Below are 14,240 nucleotides of genomic sequence, written 5' to 3'. Positions count from 1 at the left end.
GGGTTTAGCGAGGCGTCACTTCTGGCTTCAGCGCTTTCACAAGCGCCGAAAGTTTGTTCATCATGTGAAGTTTCATAGCCTTACCAAGCCCATCTGCATCTCGGGCCTTGAGCAACTCCATCATGGTTTCATGTTCGTTAATTGCCTGTGCCCAACGCTCGTCCGACAAGTTGGCCATAAAACGTGCACGGCGGACCCGCGCGGCCAAAAGCTTGTGGTGGTTTCCCAGTATGTCGTTTCGCGCGCCCTTTATAAGTGCCTGATGGATGTCTTGATTGGCTTTAAAGTACGCCTGCCGATCACGCGCCTCGTACGCGCTCAGCATATCCTCGTGGCTACTTTCAATCCGTTGAATTTCCGCAACGTCCATTTGCTGACACGCTAGTTCCCCCGCCAGTTGCTCAAGCGCTGCGAGCACTGGAAACGTTTTTTCCAATTCTTCCCTCGTAACACTCGCGACACGGGCACCCCGGTTGGCTTGAAGCACCACAAAGCCTTCGGATGCAAGAACCTTTAGGGCCTCTCGCAATGGTGTCCGGGAAACACCCAATGAGTCGCAAAGCTGTTTCTCGGGCACTTTCTCACCCGGTTTCAAAACGTCTTCGACGACAAGATTGCGCAAGCGTTCGACCAACTCTTCATGAAGGGTCGGGCGATTAATGCTATCCGTCAGGTTCATATCCACATCCTAATATTCAAGGACCATATCCAGCAGGCGCGCGACGTGCATTGCTTGGCGCTGCGTACCTTCGGCGATTTGGTGGCGGCATGATGTTCCATCGGCCACAACAATTGCATCCGCAGGCGCCGCCTCCAAAGCTGGAAACAGGTCGAGTTCCGCCATCTTGATCGAGACATCAATAGTGCCGGGCGCGTATCCAAATGCCCCTGCCATACCACAGCAACTGCTTTCAAGCATATGAACCTGTGATGCGGGAATACGCTTAAGTAAGTTAACCATCGGTGTGACGGCATCGTGCGCTTTCTGGTGGCAATGACCATGCACATAGATGGGGCGATCTATCGCTTTGAGAGGCAGTTCCGGCTGTTTGGCCAGAAATTCCTCAAAGGTATGAGTGGCATTGGACAGCAACTCCGCATCCTGCCCCGGACAAAGAGCCAAATATTCGTCCCGGAAAGTGAGGATAGAAGAAGGTTCGAGACCGACTACCGGTATGCCCTGTGCAACCGCTTCTCGCGTCGCGTCAATCACGCGCTGTGCCTCGTGACGCGCTTCTTCCAAGCAACCCACAGCCAACAGAGTACGCCCGCAATCCAGCGGCCTTCCTGTTTGGTCATCTCTTGCTATGGCGACCCGAAGCCCTAGCGCACGCAGAACCCGGACAGCGGCGCGCAGATTGTCTGGCTCGAAATATCGGTTGAACACATCGGCAAATAGAAGCACCTGCGGATCTGTGTCTTGGGCCTCGACATCCCGGAACGGGTCGGAGGACCACACTGGCAGGTCACGTCGCGCCGAAATTCCAGTTGGTTTCTCCAACAGCGTACGCAAGGGCCCAATTTTGTTCCGAGCATTCAATAACCACGCGACTTTTGCAGCTTTTGGCGCATATCTCGGCAGATAAGCTATTAATTTATCAGCCAATGTCAGCCCGTCTTTTTTGCGCTTTGCTGAAAGTACTTCGATCTTCATGCGGGCCATATCGACGCCAGTCGGGCATTCACGCGCACAAGCCTTGCAAGACACGCAGTATTCCATCGTGTCCTGCATTGCGTCTGAAGTTAAACCACCCGGCAACTGCCCGCTGATGGCAAAACGCAACGTGTTTGCCCGCCCACGTGTGGCATCACGCTCGTTTCTCGTCGCACGGAAGGAAGGACACATTACTCCGCCCTTGAGCTTGCGACACGCACCGTTGTTGTTGCACATCTCGACGGCACCCTGAAATCCTCCTCCGGCACCCGGCCAAGCGGACCAGTCCAGCGCCGTTTCGAATTGCCGAACTGAGTAGTCCGGGCTGTAGCGGAATAGACGGCGATCATCCATGGCAGGCGCGTGCACGATTTTGCCGGGGTTCATTAGCCCGGCAGGGTCAAACCGGGCCTTAACCTGTTCAAACGCGGAAACGATACGCGGGCCGAACATCTTTTCATGAAACTCTGATCGCACGATCCCATCACCGTGTTCGCCTGAATGAGACCCTTTGTATCTCTTGACTAGATCAAAGGTCTCTTCGGCAATCGCCCTCATTGTCCGGACGTCTTTATCCTGCCGCATGTTCAGGACAGGACGAACATGGAGACACCCGACTGAGGCATGCGCGTACCATGTCCCTTTTGTGCCGTGCCGGGTAAAAATTTCCGTCAGGCCAGCGGTATAATCGGCGAGATCAGGCAACGGGACGGCGCAATCTTCCACAAAAGAGATCGGCTTGCCGGCCTCCTTCATCGACATCATAACGTTCAACCCGGATTTTCGGTATTCGGCGATCGAGTTTTGCAGTTTGGTATCAGTAACTGATACAATCCCGCCCCAACGGTTTTCAGTCCCGCTGAAATCAAACCCGAGATCTCCCATCAGTTGCGATAGCTCGACCAGCTTTGCAGCATTGGCGTCAGCGCTACCCTCAGCAAATTCCACTAACAACAACGCTTCAGGGCTGCCTTCTACAAACGCCTCAATCGTACTGCGGAACAGCGGGATTTCACGCCCCAATTCGATCATGGTGTCGTCGATCAACTCTACCGCCTGCGGTCTGAGCGTTACGAGGTGCTGCGTAGCCTCCATTGCCGCACGGAATGTCGGGAAATGACATACGCCGGTAACTTTTTCGCCCGGCAATTGCGCCAGTTTCAGCTCCAATTCCGTGAAATAGGCCAGCGTGCCTTCTGATCCCACCAGCAAATGGGACATGTTGACATCGTTACCTACGAGCGCGTCGATGTTGTATCCGCCTACACGGCGCTGAACTTTGGGAAACCGGGCATCAATTTCCGAAGCCTCGCGACGCCCCAGAGCACGCATGTCTTCAACAAGATCCGCATACTCGCCAGATGCCGCCGTATCGGCGCTGAACCGTGCTTCCATGCCGTTACTGAGGATTGCACTTATTGCTCGGACGTTGTCGCGCATGATCCCGTAGCGCAGAGACTTTCCACCCGACGAATTGTTGGCCGCCATCCCTCCCAAAGTGCATCGAGACGCGGTTGAAGGATCGACAGGAAACCACAGACCATGCGGCTTCAATGCTTGGTTCAGTTGATCCAGAACGACACCCGGTTGAACGCGGGCGATGCAGTTCTCAACGTCCACGTCCAGAATACGATTAAAGTGCCTGGTGTTGTCCAGAACAACGCTTTGATTGACCGTTTGCCCACATTGCGATGTACCGCCGCCGCGCGGAAGAACGGAGCTTCCTTCGTCGCGCGCAACAGTCATCACAGCCTGAATATCTTCTGTGGATCGGGGAACCACCACGGCCTTCGGTACCATCTGATAGATCGAAGCGTCGGTCGAATACCGTGCACGAGATGCCGCATCAGCCATCACCTCACCCTGTACATCAGACAGCAGTCGGCGGTGCAACGATTCATGTTCAAGCATCGAGTCGCCCTCCCTTCCCAGCTAGCCAACTAGAGGCTTCACTTCTCCGTTGACTGAATAATGAATTCATAATTAAATTTTTCCAATAGGTAATCACGCCACTTTCATGACACCAACGGAAGGATCAGTTCAGATGCGCCAGGCGGGCAGACATTTCTTGCAAATCCCAGGGCCAAGTGCTGTGCCGGAACGCATCCTGAAGGCCATAAGCATGCAGACCATCGACCACCGGGGGCCAGATTTTGCAGAAATAGGCCACAAGGCTCTCGCTGGGATGAAAACGATTTTCAAGACAGAACAAAACGTCTTTATCTATCCTTCATCCGGTACAGGCGCGTGGGAAGCTGCGCTTGTGAACACAGTGTCGTCGGGCGGAAAAGTTCTTATGTACGAAACAGGACATTTCGCATTCATGTGGAGTAACTTGGCTGGAAAAATTGGGTTGCTACCAGAGTTGATTGAAGGGGACTGGCGTGGCGGTGCGGACCCCAATCAGATCGAAGACCGCTTGCGCGCAGACAGTCAGCACGAGATCAAGGCGGTATGCGTCGTCCACAATGAAACTTCTACAGGGTCTGTCTCGCCTATCGAGGACGTGCGCAGGGCTATGGACGCAGCGAAACACCCTGCACTTCTAATGGTCGACTCAATCTCCGGCCTTGCATCGATCGATTTCAGGTTTGATGACTGGGGCGTAGATGTTTGCGTCTCAGGTTCGCAAAAGGGACTGATGCTACCACCCGGTTTGAGCTTCAATGCTGTAAGTGATCGTGCGTTGGAGAATTCAAAAACCGTGACAACACCACGCAGCTATTGGGATTGGCAGGATATGGTCGGGCCAAACCAGAAAGGGTTTTTCCCTTACACCCCCGGAACCAATCTTCTTTACGGATTAATTGAGGCCATCGACATGCTGCATGAAGAAGGGCTGGACAACGTATTTGCTCGGCATTCGCGCCACGGAACCGCGACACGGGCTGCCGTGCAGGCATGGGGTCTCGAGGTTCTGTGTGCTCGCCAAGGTCAGGAATCGGGAGTCCTGACCGCTGTCAAAGTGCCGGAAGGGCATTCCGCCGACGCCTTCCGTGCGACTGCGCTGAAGCACTACGACATTTCACTTGGAAACGGCCTGTCCAAAGTGGCCGACAAGGTTTTCCGCATAGGTCACTTGGGCGATTTCAACGACCTTATGTTGATGGCCACACTCTCAGGCGTAGAAATGGGGCTCGACAAGAGCGGCGTGCCTCATAACGCAGGCGGCACGCAGGCTGCGTTGGAGCATCTCAAGGCTGCGTGACGCTGGACAGAGACTCCAAAAACGCCACAAGATCCGCGATCTCCCGTTCCGTCAAATTCAGTTCGGAAAGTATCGACTCACCATCGGCGTGAAGCCTTTCCTTATCTAATTCGCTGTAGTGTCTTATCACAGCATCCAAGTCGATCAAACTACCGTCATGCATGTAAGGGGCAGTATCAGCCACACCCCGCAGACTGGGCGTCCGAAAGGTTCCAAAGTCAGAATGGCTCCTGCGTACTTTTCGCACCACCCAAGCACCTTGCTTTTCCGAATCGTCGTTCCAGTTTCCGCCCAGTGTGTAAGGGCTTGACAGCAAAAAGTTCAGTCCTCCGAACCGCCCTTCGTCGACTTCGGTTTCGCTCAGAAAATACGGAACGCCGGCGTCATGAAACTCATTGTTGGAAAACCTCGGGCCGTTGTGGCAAAACACGCAATTCCCGCGCCCTAAAAACAGCTGAAGACCTCGCTGCGCTGCCTCGGGGTAGTAGGCAGCCGCTGGAAAATCTCGACGCTCTAAGGCATCGCGAAAATCGTCAAACTGCGTCCGGTCGGTCACCAAAGTCTCCAAGTAAGCCGAAAGAGCTTTCGCAGTATTCACCAGAACAAGCTCTGGGCCTTGATCTTGGATGACACCAAAAATTGCTTCAAAGTCATCAGTGTAGGCACTCTCCGAGATGGCTGTCTTTAGGCTTGCGTTGGTATGCGCCATCTCTTCAGCTTCGATGATTGGATGCAAACTGGCCGCCCAAAGGTTATCGCTTTTGCCACCCCACCCATACCAGCGGAGTCCGGCCAGGTTCCGCAGTGATGGAGTGTTTCGATCTAACAATACACGGCCGAGCGTCCGCGCCTCTGGAGTTGTAAATGCCTGTTCCGGATCATGACAACTTGCGCAAGAAAATGCACCGTCGACGGACAACACCGGATCGTTGAATAAGGCCTCTCCAAGCGCGATCGCTCTGGCATTGTTCGAAACTCTATTGCTTGGGTCCGAATGGAAGGATGGTGGCCAAGGCCCAAAGGAAAGCGCTTGTTCAATTTCGTCTGCAGACAACAAGACCTCTGCACGCACTGCACCTGTCAGGGCTATTAGCGCAGCTGTAAACCACAGCTTCATTTCAGCGTAATTTCTGACGTATAGAAAATTGATTGGCCATTGATGTCGACACCAACCTGCAGCTCCCACAAACCCGGCATGTGAAACAGCATATCATCAACACGGAACGCTCCGCCGCCCAATGCGCTAACTTTGGGGGTATAGTTCATACCGTGTCGATGAGCGGGCATGATTGCATCCACACGCATTTGGCCCACGGCAGTTTCACTACAAATAGAAACCAGTACGGAAAACGGTTGAGCCAACGGAATTTCATCGACGGAAAGATAAACCTCGGGTGCGTTTTGAACTTCCGAAATCATACGTTGCCCAATTACATCACAAGCAAAAGCCGTGCTGGACCAAATCATAAAACAGACGGCGCAACGGATCATTTTGATGTCAGCAAACGTTCTGCGTTGGCATACGCGATGTTGTCTGCGATCCGATCCGGCAGCAGATCCAACCATTCACGCGAAAAATCGGCATGAGGTCCTACGTAATACCAACGTTCCGGGGCAAATGTATCCGTACCAACCATGAAACGATCCGGATGGGCTTCGAAAGCCTCCTTCCAATCGGGGTCAATTCTGCCTCGTGAAGCCATGTCTGAACGAAACGCCAGGTCGGCCCAAAGCCTGGGATACGTGTCCAGCGCGTCAACAACGCTCGCTGGATCATCAAAGCCAGAGTGCGCCCACAATACCCGAGCTTCAGGCCAGGTTTCGAAGATCAGGTCCACTGCCTCTCGGTCGCCGTGGTGGTGTAGAATGAGGTTCCGCTCTTTCGCCAGTGCAATCACGCGCTGGATGACCGGCGTTGTGATGTCGTCACCGTAAGCGTGAAACTCGCCGATGGCTTCGTAGTCGTTCTTGGCCAGGTTTTCTTCCAAATAATCAATTACAGTTTCATCGTGCATCCATGTGTTGATTTCACCGCGACGACGGTACGGGCGCAGTGCTGGAACGACGATGTCCGGTGCCGCGGCTAACAAAAGCTGAGTGCCATTGTCATCCGAGCTGGAAACCAGTGCTTTCCGCACGCCCGCATCCCGAAGGATTTTAGCCACCTGTTCTGGTGGCACCAGTTTGACGGCGTCGTGGCTGTAATGAATATGCGCGTCAAAGATCGGGCGCTCTTGTGCGATGGCACTGCTGCAAAACAGCGCGGCACTCAAAATGCAGATTTGTTTCAGCACCACATGCCTCCTCGATATTATTCAGAATCTGGCAAGCGTCACGTCGAATTTCACGTGCAAGAATGGTTCGGTGATCGTACCAGAAAGTTCCATGCCTTCGGGAAATTCTGAAGCCGGCCTTTCAACATAAGTCATCACCAGGTCATCCCGAACACCAAACACTGTATCCTGATCCAGGTAGGGATCGTCGTCGGGGAAAATCTCGGTAACTAAGGATCTGTGCCCGGGTGCCTTAACGATATAGTGCAAGTGCGACGGTCGCCAAGGATGGCGACCGCAGGCGCGCAGGATGTCCCCGACAGGCCCGTCTGACGGCACGGTGTATTCGACCGGCTTGACGGTCGTGAATGCATACTTACCGTCCTCACCAGTGGTCATCAGGCCATGAAAAGAAAAGGTGTCCTGTTCTTCATCCTGGCTTGCATACATTCCATTTGGCGCCGTTTGCCAGATGTCGAGCTCTGCACCGCCAATCGGATTACCCTCTGCATCCCTGATAACGCCCTCGGCCAGCAGAACCGGCCCATCGTAGTGACGCTTCATATCACCACCGAATGGCAGTGGCGGTGCGCCAGAAACGTGAAAAGGCCCAAGAACAGACGAGCTTGTGGCATCTGGAGTTGAATGGAGCATATCCACCAGCGATGACAGTCCCAACACGTCCGAGGCCAAGACAAACTCATGCCTATCTTCGGTTTCCACAGCGGCGCACCCCTCCAGAAATGCAATTCCCGTGCGCCATTCGTCATGCGTCAGGTTGGTTTCACGGGCGAAATCGTGGAGGTGCTTGACCAGAGACCCCATGATTTCACGCATCCGCGGATCAGTGTCCTTGGACAGGTATCCCATGAACACATCGGTGATATTGTCTTTGGTGACAGAGCGCATCTTGGCCTCCTTAAATCAGGGCAAGGCTGAGGATCGGGAACTCGATCAGAATGAACAGAACGATTAGCATCACAAACGCGAAGGGCAGCGCGCCCATAAACACGTCCTTCAGCGAGATGCGGTCGTCATTGATCGTCGATTTGATGACGAAGCAGGATATGCCTAGTGGCGGGGTCAAAAGCCCGATTTCGGCGCCGACCACGGTGATGATACCAAACCAGATCAGCGACATATCCAGCGCTTCGGCCATAGGCAGGAACAGCGGGACAACGATCAGGATGATCGAAGCCGTATCCAGCAGTGTTCCCAAAAACAGCATCAAAAGGACGTACAGCAGCATAATCGACCAGAAGGACGCGGAATTCCCCGCAAGCAGGTCCTGCAACTGGTTGGGCAGCCCCGCCAGTCCCAGCATGCGGCTATAAATTGACGCTGCAGTGATCAGGAACAAGATCGCCGCTGTGATATGACCGGTTTCCAGCAACGCGTCCCAGAACGCTTTTGGTGACATGGATCTGCGCAGGACAGCGATGATCAACGCCACGAAGGCACCGGCTGCTCCTGCCTCAACCGCAGTAAGCCAGCCAGTGTAGATCCCCCCAAGAACGATAGTGATGATGCAAAGAGTTGGTAGCGTTTTGGACGCAATCTCGCGCCCGGACATCCATTCGGTATCTGCCACGATGCGGCCACCGACAAACGCCGGTGTGAATCGGCCCATGGCCCAGATCGCGCCGACATAGGCTATCGCCAACATGATCCCGGGAATGACCCCGGCCAGGAACATGTCCCCTACGGATTGTTCAGCAACAAAGGAGTAGATGATCAGCATCGCGGAAGGCGGGATGATCATGCCCAAAACCGAAGACCCGGCCACCACGCCAACAGCAAAGCGTGGGTTGTAATCCTGCGCCATCATCTGCGGCACTGAAACTTTGGTGAATACGGATGCGGATGCAATGGACGATCCGGTCACTGCGGCAAAGACGGCGTTGGCTCCGACCGTGGCCATTCCAATCCCGCCTTTGACCTTGCGAAATCGCATGGTCATGACCTCGTAAATGTCCCTGCCTAGTCCCGCTTTTGAAACGATGAGGCCCATAAAGGTAAACAGCGGGATTGTCGCGAAACTGTATTCCATCGCGCTGTCGCCGACCGCAACCTTCAGCAGGTTGAGCGCAAGCGTGAAGTTGTCCCGCATCAGCCAGATCGACACGAAGGAGACCACGCCCAAAGCAATCGGAATGTAGACGCCCGCGTAAATCAGAAAGACGATGGCTACGACCGAGATCAGGCCAATCTCAATCGGCGTCATTCTGCGTCCTCGTCATGTTCAGGTGTGCGAATAAGTTGCGGGCGGTCCTGCGCCGTGACGACCTTGAGCAGGAAAATCACGCAGGCAAGCGCAGTACCGCACGCGATGACCAGTTTAACCGGCCACCATGGCAGTGTGAAAAGACCCGGAACTCCGAAATAGTCCTGCGTCTCCCACATATGAAGAAATTCAGGGAAGGTCACATAAGCGATCAAGGCCATGAAGATCGCCGAGACGGCGTTTATAATGCGTCTGAGGTTGGCCGTCAGGCCGGGGCGGCGGTGGTGTATCAGGTTCAGGAACCCGTCCGAACGTGTCAGCCGGTCCACCCTGACCACGTCGGGCAATTGCAGAAAAACAATCATCACGACCGAGAACTGCACCATTTCGTAAGTGCCTCGAAGCGGAGCCGAAAACAGCCCGCGCGCAACGACGTCGACATTCAGAATGACCACCAACGCTAGGACGACGAGCGTGCCCAAGGCGTTGGCGGTTATTGCAAGCGAATTGGCGACCCGCGACAGGACGGCAACTGCGGTCTTCAGCATGTCTGGCCCCTTTCTCGGGTCGCTGAACGATTATTCGGCCGTCCAGTCCCGCACACCAGTGAAACCGGCATCCTGAAGCTTGCCGAGATAAGCGGCCAGCATATCTGTGCCCTGCTCGCCGTTCTCATTCAGCGTTGCAGCCCATTCCTGCGCAACATTGGGCATCGCATTTGCCCACGCAGCGCGGTCTTCGTCCGAGATTTCAATGATCGATCCGCCAGCTTCTACAAATGCATCTCGTGACGCAGCGGCTCGATCCATTGCAATACCTGCCACGTGGTCACGGTAGTCGATAGCCACGGCCTGGAGTACGTCTTTGACCTCGTCAGGCAGATTTGCCCAGTAATCGGCGTTGACTGTGACTGTTTTTGTATTCACCGCGCCAAGGTCTGCCTTCAACATGTAAGGGGCCACTTCTACGATCTTGAACGTCTTGGAAGCTTCCGGCCAAATCATCACGCAATCGACAAGGCCGGTTTGAACCATGTTGTAGAAATCAGTGAGGCCTCCGCGTACGCCCGCCGAGTCCTTGATACCCTCGAGGTAGCGCAAGTTCAGGCCGGCACCCGCGATCTTGCGTCCTTCAAGATCTGCAACTTTCTCGACCGGCTCTGAGCAGAACATCTGATACGTGTCGAGCACAACGCCCGTCGCCAGATAAACCTGATTTTGCGCAGCAAACTCATTCTGCATAGCCGGGTATTCTCGCGCGATCTCGTCAACCGCCTTGGCCACTGCACGGGCATCCGACGCGACGAATGGTGTCGAGCCCGAGATCCCCTGACTAGGCAGCTTGGATGAATGGAAGATGGTTGTGACGATGCCAATATCCCCCAAACCCAGCTGTACGCCTTCCAGAACGCCCTTGGGCTTTACGATCGAACCGCCATAGTTTTCTTGCCAGTTCATCTTGTAGTTGCCGGACTCGGCCAACCGCTTGTCCACTTCGGGAATAAAGAAGTTTGTGAATTCCTTCACCCACAATGCCCGGTCCGGGTAACCATCAATCACGATCGCGGAAATGGTTTCTTCTGCGACAACGGGCAGCGCCATAACGCTAGCTAAAGCGGCGCCCATTAGACTGCGTTTGGTCCAGTTTTTCATTTCTCTCCTCCCAGAAAGTCGGGTCTTTTTTATTTGTTTGCTTTGACCCAGTTGACGGTCAGGTCGGTGCCTGCCGCTTCAAACAGTTTTGCGATGGCGCAATATTTGGCTGTCTCCTCACCCACGCGTGTCAGCTCCTCCTGACTGGCGGGGGTTTCACAATTCACGGTGAGTTCAATTTCCGGAAACGGAACTTCAATCTCCTCCTCCATTAGGACACCGCGCCGGTCCAACCTGCATTTCGCGTCGATTGTCACTTTGCCTAGATCAATTCCCAAACGGTGCGCATTTTTGTGCCCGATGACGTTGGTACAGGCGATCAGGGCTGCCATTGCGGTTTCGGTCGGAGACGGCCCAAGATTTGTCCCGCCGCGTTCTACGGGTTCATCGACAACAACATCAAGATCGCGAATCGGTATCTCAGTCCGCGCATGAGTCGGGCATTGAGCTGTCGTACGGTAAGTCACGACGGGTTTCACTTTCATAGCCATAGCGTCACCTCCTCATGCATACGAGCAAACCTTTTCGAATGAAAAACGTGGAAGCTTCTGGAACAATCCGGTTTCGTCCGCATAGCCCAGATTGCAAAGAAAATTGGACTTGAGCGTCGTGCCCGCGAAGAACTCCTCATCGACGATCTTGTTCGAAAAACCTGACATGGCGCCGACGTCCAACCCGACAGCCCGGGCCGCAATCATGAAGTAAGCGCCCTGAAGCGTGCCATTTCGAAAGGCCGTGTCTGCCACGTAGTCAGGCTTGTTTTCGAACAATGGCCGACGGTCTTCGTGCGGGAAAAGAAAGGGCAGTTCCTTCCAGAAGTCCATGTCATAAGCAATGATCGCCGTGACCGGAGCATCCATCATCTTTGGCACATTCTTCGGCTTTAAAGACTTTGCAAGCCGCTCTTTCCCTTCGGGACTTTTCACGAAAACGAAGCGCGCGGGCAACGTATTCATGCTGGTCGCGCCGTTGATCGTGATGTCGTAGATCTCTTCAAGAATGCCGTCAGAAACAGGCTTGTTGGTCCACGCGTAGTGCGATCTGGATTCGCGCAGGATCAAGGCGATCGCGTCATCCGACAAGCGTGGAATGCGCTCGCGCAGATCGCGGTGATCTTGCTGCGCCTTGGCGCGAAGTGCCTCCAGTTCTGCTCCGGTTAGTGCGCTCATGCTGCAGCCACCTTGGACTTGGCATCCTTTTCGTCGACAATCGGGCTGGCGCAGACGCCGATGCCCTCAATCTCGACCTCAACGGTTTCGCCGGGCTTCAACCAACGGGGATTGGGCTTTTTGGCGTGCCCGACACCCGGCGGTGTACCTAGCGCAATCAGATCCCCCGGCTCCAAAGTAGTATATTCCGAAATCGTCGCAATGACTTGACGAACGCCCCAGATCATGTTGGCAGTGTTCGAGCTTTGAAGGATTTCGTCGCCCACACGGCTTTCGATTTTAAGGCCGGATGCCCCTTCAGGCAGCTCGTCTGGTGTCACGGTAAACGGCCCGATCGCACCAGTGTCATCGAAGTTTTTTCCCGGCGTCCACTGGTGCGTCTTGCGCTGGTAGTTTCTTACAGACCCGTCGTTGAACACGGTGTAGCCGAACACATGATCCAATGCGTTCTTTTCCGAAATATGGCGACCGCCCTTTCCGACGATCAGCATCAGCTCTGCCTCGTAATCCAGTTGTTCCGAGCAGGACGGGCGAACCATCGGCTGACCGGCGGCCATGATCGAGTTTTTCCCGCGCATGAACAGAGCAGGATACTTTGGGATGTCGTACCCCCCCTCTTTGATGTGGTCCGTATAATTCAATCCCATGCAAATGATCGTGCCGGGAGATGCTACGGGCAGCGCTGGCGTGACAGAGGAGACAGGCACGCTTTCTGAAGCGACGATTTTTTCAGAAAGCGAATCGACCAGTCCAGGCGTGCAGATCAGCCCCATCAGATCGGGACCAACGGCAGGGTCCAAAGCCGTTAGATTCACTGCGTTTTCTCCGTTTACAGCAAAAACCGCTGTGCCTTCCGAAGTCTCTCCCACCAGGTATTTCATTTTCACCATCCATGTCAGTTCGCTTGATTTTTGCCGACTATTTTGCAATATGTCAAATAATATCGATATTTTGGAGAGCGCCGATGGTTGCTTGGTCAGACTATAAATCAGAAGCAAAAAGCCGTGGCGCTCTTGCTTTGGAGCTTTACGTTGCACACAGCACGCCGGCCAAGGCACCGGAAGATGTAAAGGCTTCGCTTCCAGATCACTTGGCATATCAGGCGCAACTTGAACGTTCGGGGAAGCTCGCTTTTGCTGGACCAATGTCGGATGAAACAGGAGAGCATATGCAAGGTCTGGGTCTGATCATCTACCGCGCCGACAGTCTTGAAGTCGCCCGAAAACTGGCCGAGGAGGATCCCATGCACAAAAGTGGGGCACGCAGCTTTGTTCTGCGCAGATGGATGATAAACGAAGGCTCGCTGAACCTTTCAGTTGGTCTGTCAACTGGAATGAGTGCACTTAGCTAAAAGCACTCCAGAGATTTTGCCGCGAAAGAGGAACCGTCAGATATGGACGCCATGCTTGATACCGAGGGCAAAGAGACTTCCGCCACTCATGGTGCGTATCGAAGGCTCCGCGAAATGATCCTGACTGGCGAGCTGCCTCCCGGTCAAAAGCTCAAGATCGAGCAGCTCCGCGGGCTGCTGGACACAGGCGCAAGCCCGGTTCGCGAGGCACTAAGCCTTTTGACATCGGACATGCTGGTGGAACGAATTGACCAGCGCGGCTTCAGGGCGGCACCGGTGAGCAAGTGCAACTTCGAGGAAATCCTTCTGTTGCGATGCAATCTTGAAGAAACCGCGTTGCGCGCGTCCATCACCAATGCAGACTCAGCTTGGGAGGATAGGCTCGTTTTGCGTCACCACCATATGAAAAAGGCGGGCCAAAAAGGGGCACACGACTTTGAAGACGCACACAAGGCATTTCATATGGCCTTGTTGGACAATGCGAGGCTTCCTTTACTGTTGCGGTATTGTTCGCAACTTTACGATCTTAACATTCGCTACCGTTATTTGGCGGCCGGAGGTTCAAGCTACAAAAAGCGGGATATAGCCGCCGAGCATCAGCAGATCCTGGACGCCGCATTAATTCACGACGCAGACAGCGCAACCCGGCACCTGATCGATCACTATCGTCGGACGGGCGAATACCTCAGCAGCCAGATGGAGCCCTGAA

At 54.3% G+C, this 14,240-nt stretch carries 15 protein-coding genes; 3 read left to right on the top strand and 12 right to left on the bottom strand.

The window, feature by feature from the left end; translation table 11 throughout:
* Positions 1-4: 4 nt before the first annotated feature.
* The gene (locus GOW31_RS19895) at positions 5-679 is read right to left on the bottom strand and encodes a GntR family transcriptional regulator (protein ID WP_171172478.1); all 675 of its coding nucleotides are present in this window, start codon (positions 677-679) and stop codon (positions 5-7) included.
* A gap of 9 nt (positions 680-688) precedes the next feature.
* Positions 689-3,508 (bottom strand): FAD-binding and (Fe-S)-binding domain-containing protein, encoded by a 2,820-nt coding sequence (locus GOW31_RS19890; RefSeq protein ID WP_371813791.1) that lies wholly within the window; start codon positions 3,506-3,508, stop codon positions 689-691.
* 163 nt (positions 3,509-3,671) lie between these two features.
* On the opposite strand from GOW31_RS19890, the gene GOW31_RS19885 reads away from it, so the two are divergent.
* A complete protein-coding gene (locus tag GOW31_RS19885; RefSeq protein WP_171172474.1) occupies positions 3,672-4,862 on the top strand; it encodes an alanine--glyoxylate aminotransferase family protein in 1,191 nt (396 codons plus the stop codon).
* Here GOW31_RS19885 and GOW31_RS19880 read toward each other — a convergent pair.
* Genes GOW31_RS19880 through GOW31_RS19835 form a run of 10 tightly spaced genes read right to left on the bottom strand, consistent with a single transcriptional unit; the run spans position 4,849 to position 13,325 of the window.
* Positions 4,849-5,979: a cytochrome-c peroxidase gene (locus GOW31_RS19880; RefSeq protein WP_171172472.1), complete on the bottom strand. Its 1,131-nt coding sequence runs from the start codon at positions 5,977-5,979 to the stop codon at positions 4,849-4,851. The two genes, GOW31_RS19885 and GOW31_RS19880, sit on opposite strands and share 14 nt — an antisense overlap.
* Positions 5,976-6,329 (bottom strand): hypothetical protein, encoded by a 354-nt coding sequence (locus GOW31_RS19875; protein ID WP_171172470.1) that lies wholly within the window; start codon positions 6,327-6,329, stop codon positions 5,976-5,978. The genes GOW31_RS19880 and GOW31_RS19875 overlap by 4 nt, the downstream gene beginning before the upstream one ends.
* A gap of 20 nt (positions 6,330-6,349) precedes the next feature.
* Positions 6,350-7,156 carry an amidohydrolase family protein gene (locus GOW31_RS19870; protein WP_171172468.1) on the bottom strand — a complete coding sequence of 269 codons (807 nt, stop codon included), beginning with the start codon at positions 7,154-7,156 and terminating at the stop codon, positions 6,350-6,352.
* A gap of 21 nt (positions 7,157-7,177) precedes the next feature.
* Complete coding sequence (locus GOW31_RS19865; protein WP_171172466.1) at positions 7,178-8,044, bottom strand: dioxygenase; 867 nt, start codon at positions 8,042-8,044, stop codon at positions 7,178-7,180.
* Positions 8,045-8,054: 10 nt separating this feature from the next.
* Positions 8,055-9,359 carry a TRAP transporter large permease gene (locus GOW31_RS19860; protein WP_058273381.1) on the bottom strand — a complete coding sequence of 435 codons (1,305 nt, stop codon included), beginning with the start codon at positions 9,357-9,359 and terminating at the stop codon, positions 8,055-8,057.
* Positions 9,356-9,907, bottom strand: a complete 552-nt coding sequence (locus GOW31_RS19855) for a TRAP transporter small permease subunit (RefSeq protein WP_171117803.1) — start codon at positions 9,905-9,907, stop codon at positions 9,356-9,358. Before GOW31_RS19855 ends, GOW31_RS19860 begins: the two co-directional genes overlap by 4 nt.
* 30 nt (positions 9,908-9,937) lie before the next feature.
* Entirely contained in the window at positions 9,938-11,011 is a 1,074-nt protein-coding gene (locus GOW31_RS19850) for a C4-dicarboxylate TRAP transporter substrate-binding protein (RefSeq protein ID WP_171172464.1), read from the bottom strand.
* Between the two features lie 29 nt (positions 11,012-11,040).
* A complete protein-coding gene (locus GOW31_RS19845; RefSeq protein ID WP_254441773.1) occupies positions 11,041-11,502 on the bottom strand; it encodes an OsmC family protein in 462 nt (153 codons plus the stop codon).
* Positions 11,503-11,514: 12 nt separating this feature from the next.
* On the bottom strand, positions 11,515-12,180 hold the full coding sequence (locus GOW31_RS19840) for a malonic semialdehyde reductase (protein WP_171172462.1): 666 nt from the start codon (positions 12,178-12,180) through the stop codon (positions 11,515-11,517).
* Complete coding sequence (locus tag GOW31_RS19835; RefSeq protein ID WP_254441772.1) at positions 12,177-13,325, bottom strand: fumarylacetoacetate hydrolase family protein; 1,149 nt, start codon at positions 13,323-13,325, stop codon at positions 12,177-12,179. The genes GOW31_RS19840 and GOW31_RS19835 overlap by 4 nt, the downstream gene beginning before the upstream one ends.
* On the opposite strand from GOW31_RS19835, the gene GOW31_RS19830 reads away from it, so the two are divergent.
* A complete protein-coding gene (locus GOW31_RS19830) occupies positions 13,271-13,531 on the top strand; it encodes a YciI family protein (protein WP_254441771.1) in 261 nt (86 codons plus the stop codon). The genes GOW31_RS19835 and GOW31_RS19830 overlap by 55 nt on opposite strands.
* 51 nt (positions 13,532-13,582) lie before the next feature.
* On the top strand, positions 13,583-14,239 hold the full coding sequence (locus GOW31_RS19825; protein WP_254441770.1) for a GntR family transcriptional regulator: 657 nt from the start codon (positions 13,583-13,585) through the stop codon (positions 14,237-14,239).
* The last annotated feature ends 1 nt before the right edge of the window (position 14,240 follow it).

The sequence above is a fragment of the Ruegeria sp. HKCCA0370 genome, from assembly GCF_013033705.1.
Classification (GTDB): domain Bacteria; phylum Pseudomonadota; class Alphaproteobacteria; order Rhodobacterales; family Rhodobacteraceae; genus Ruegeria.
Note: the sequence above shows the minus strand (reverse complement) of the source record. Positions and strands in the feature narration are given on the sequence as shown.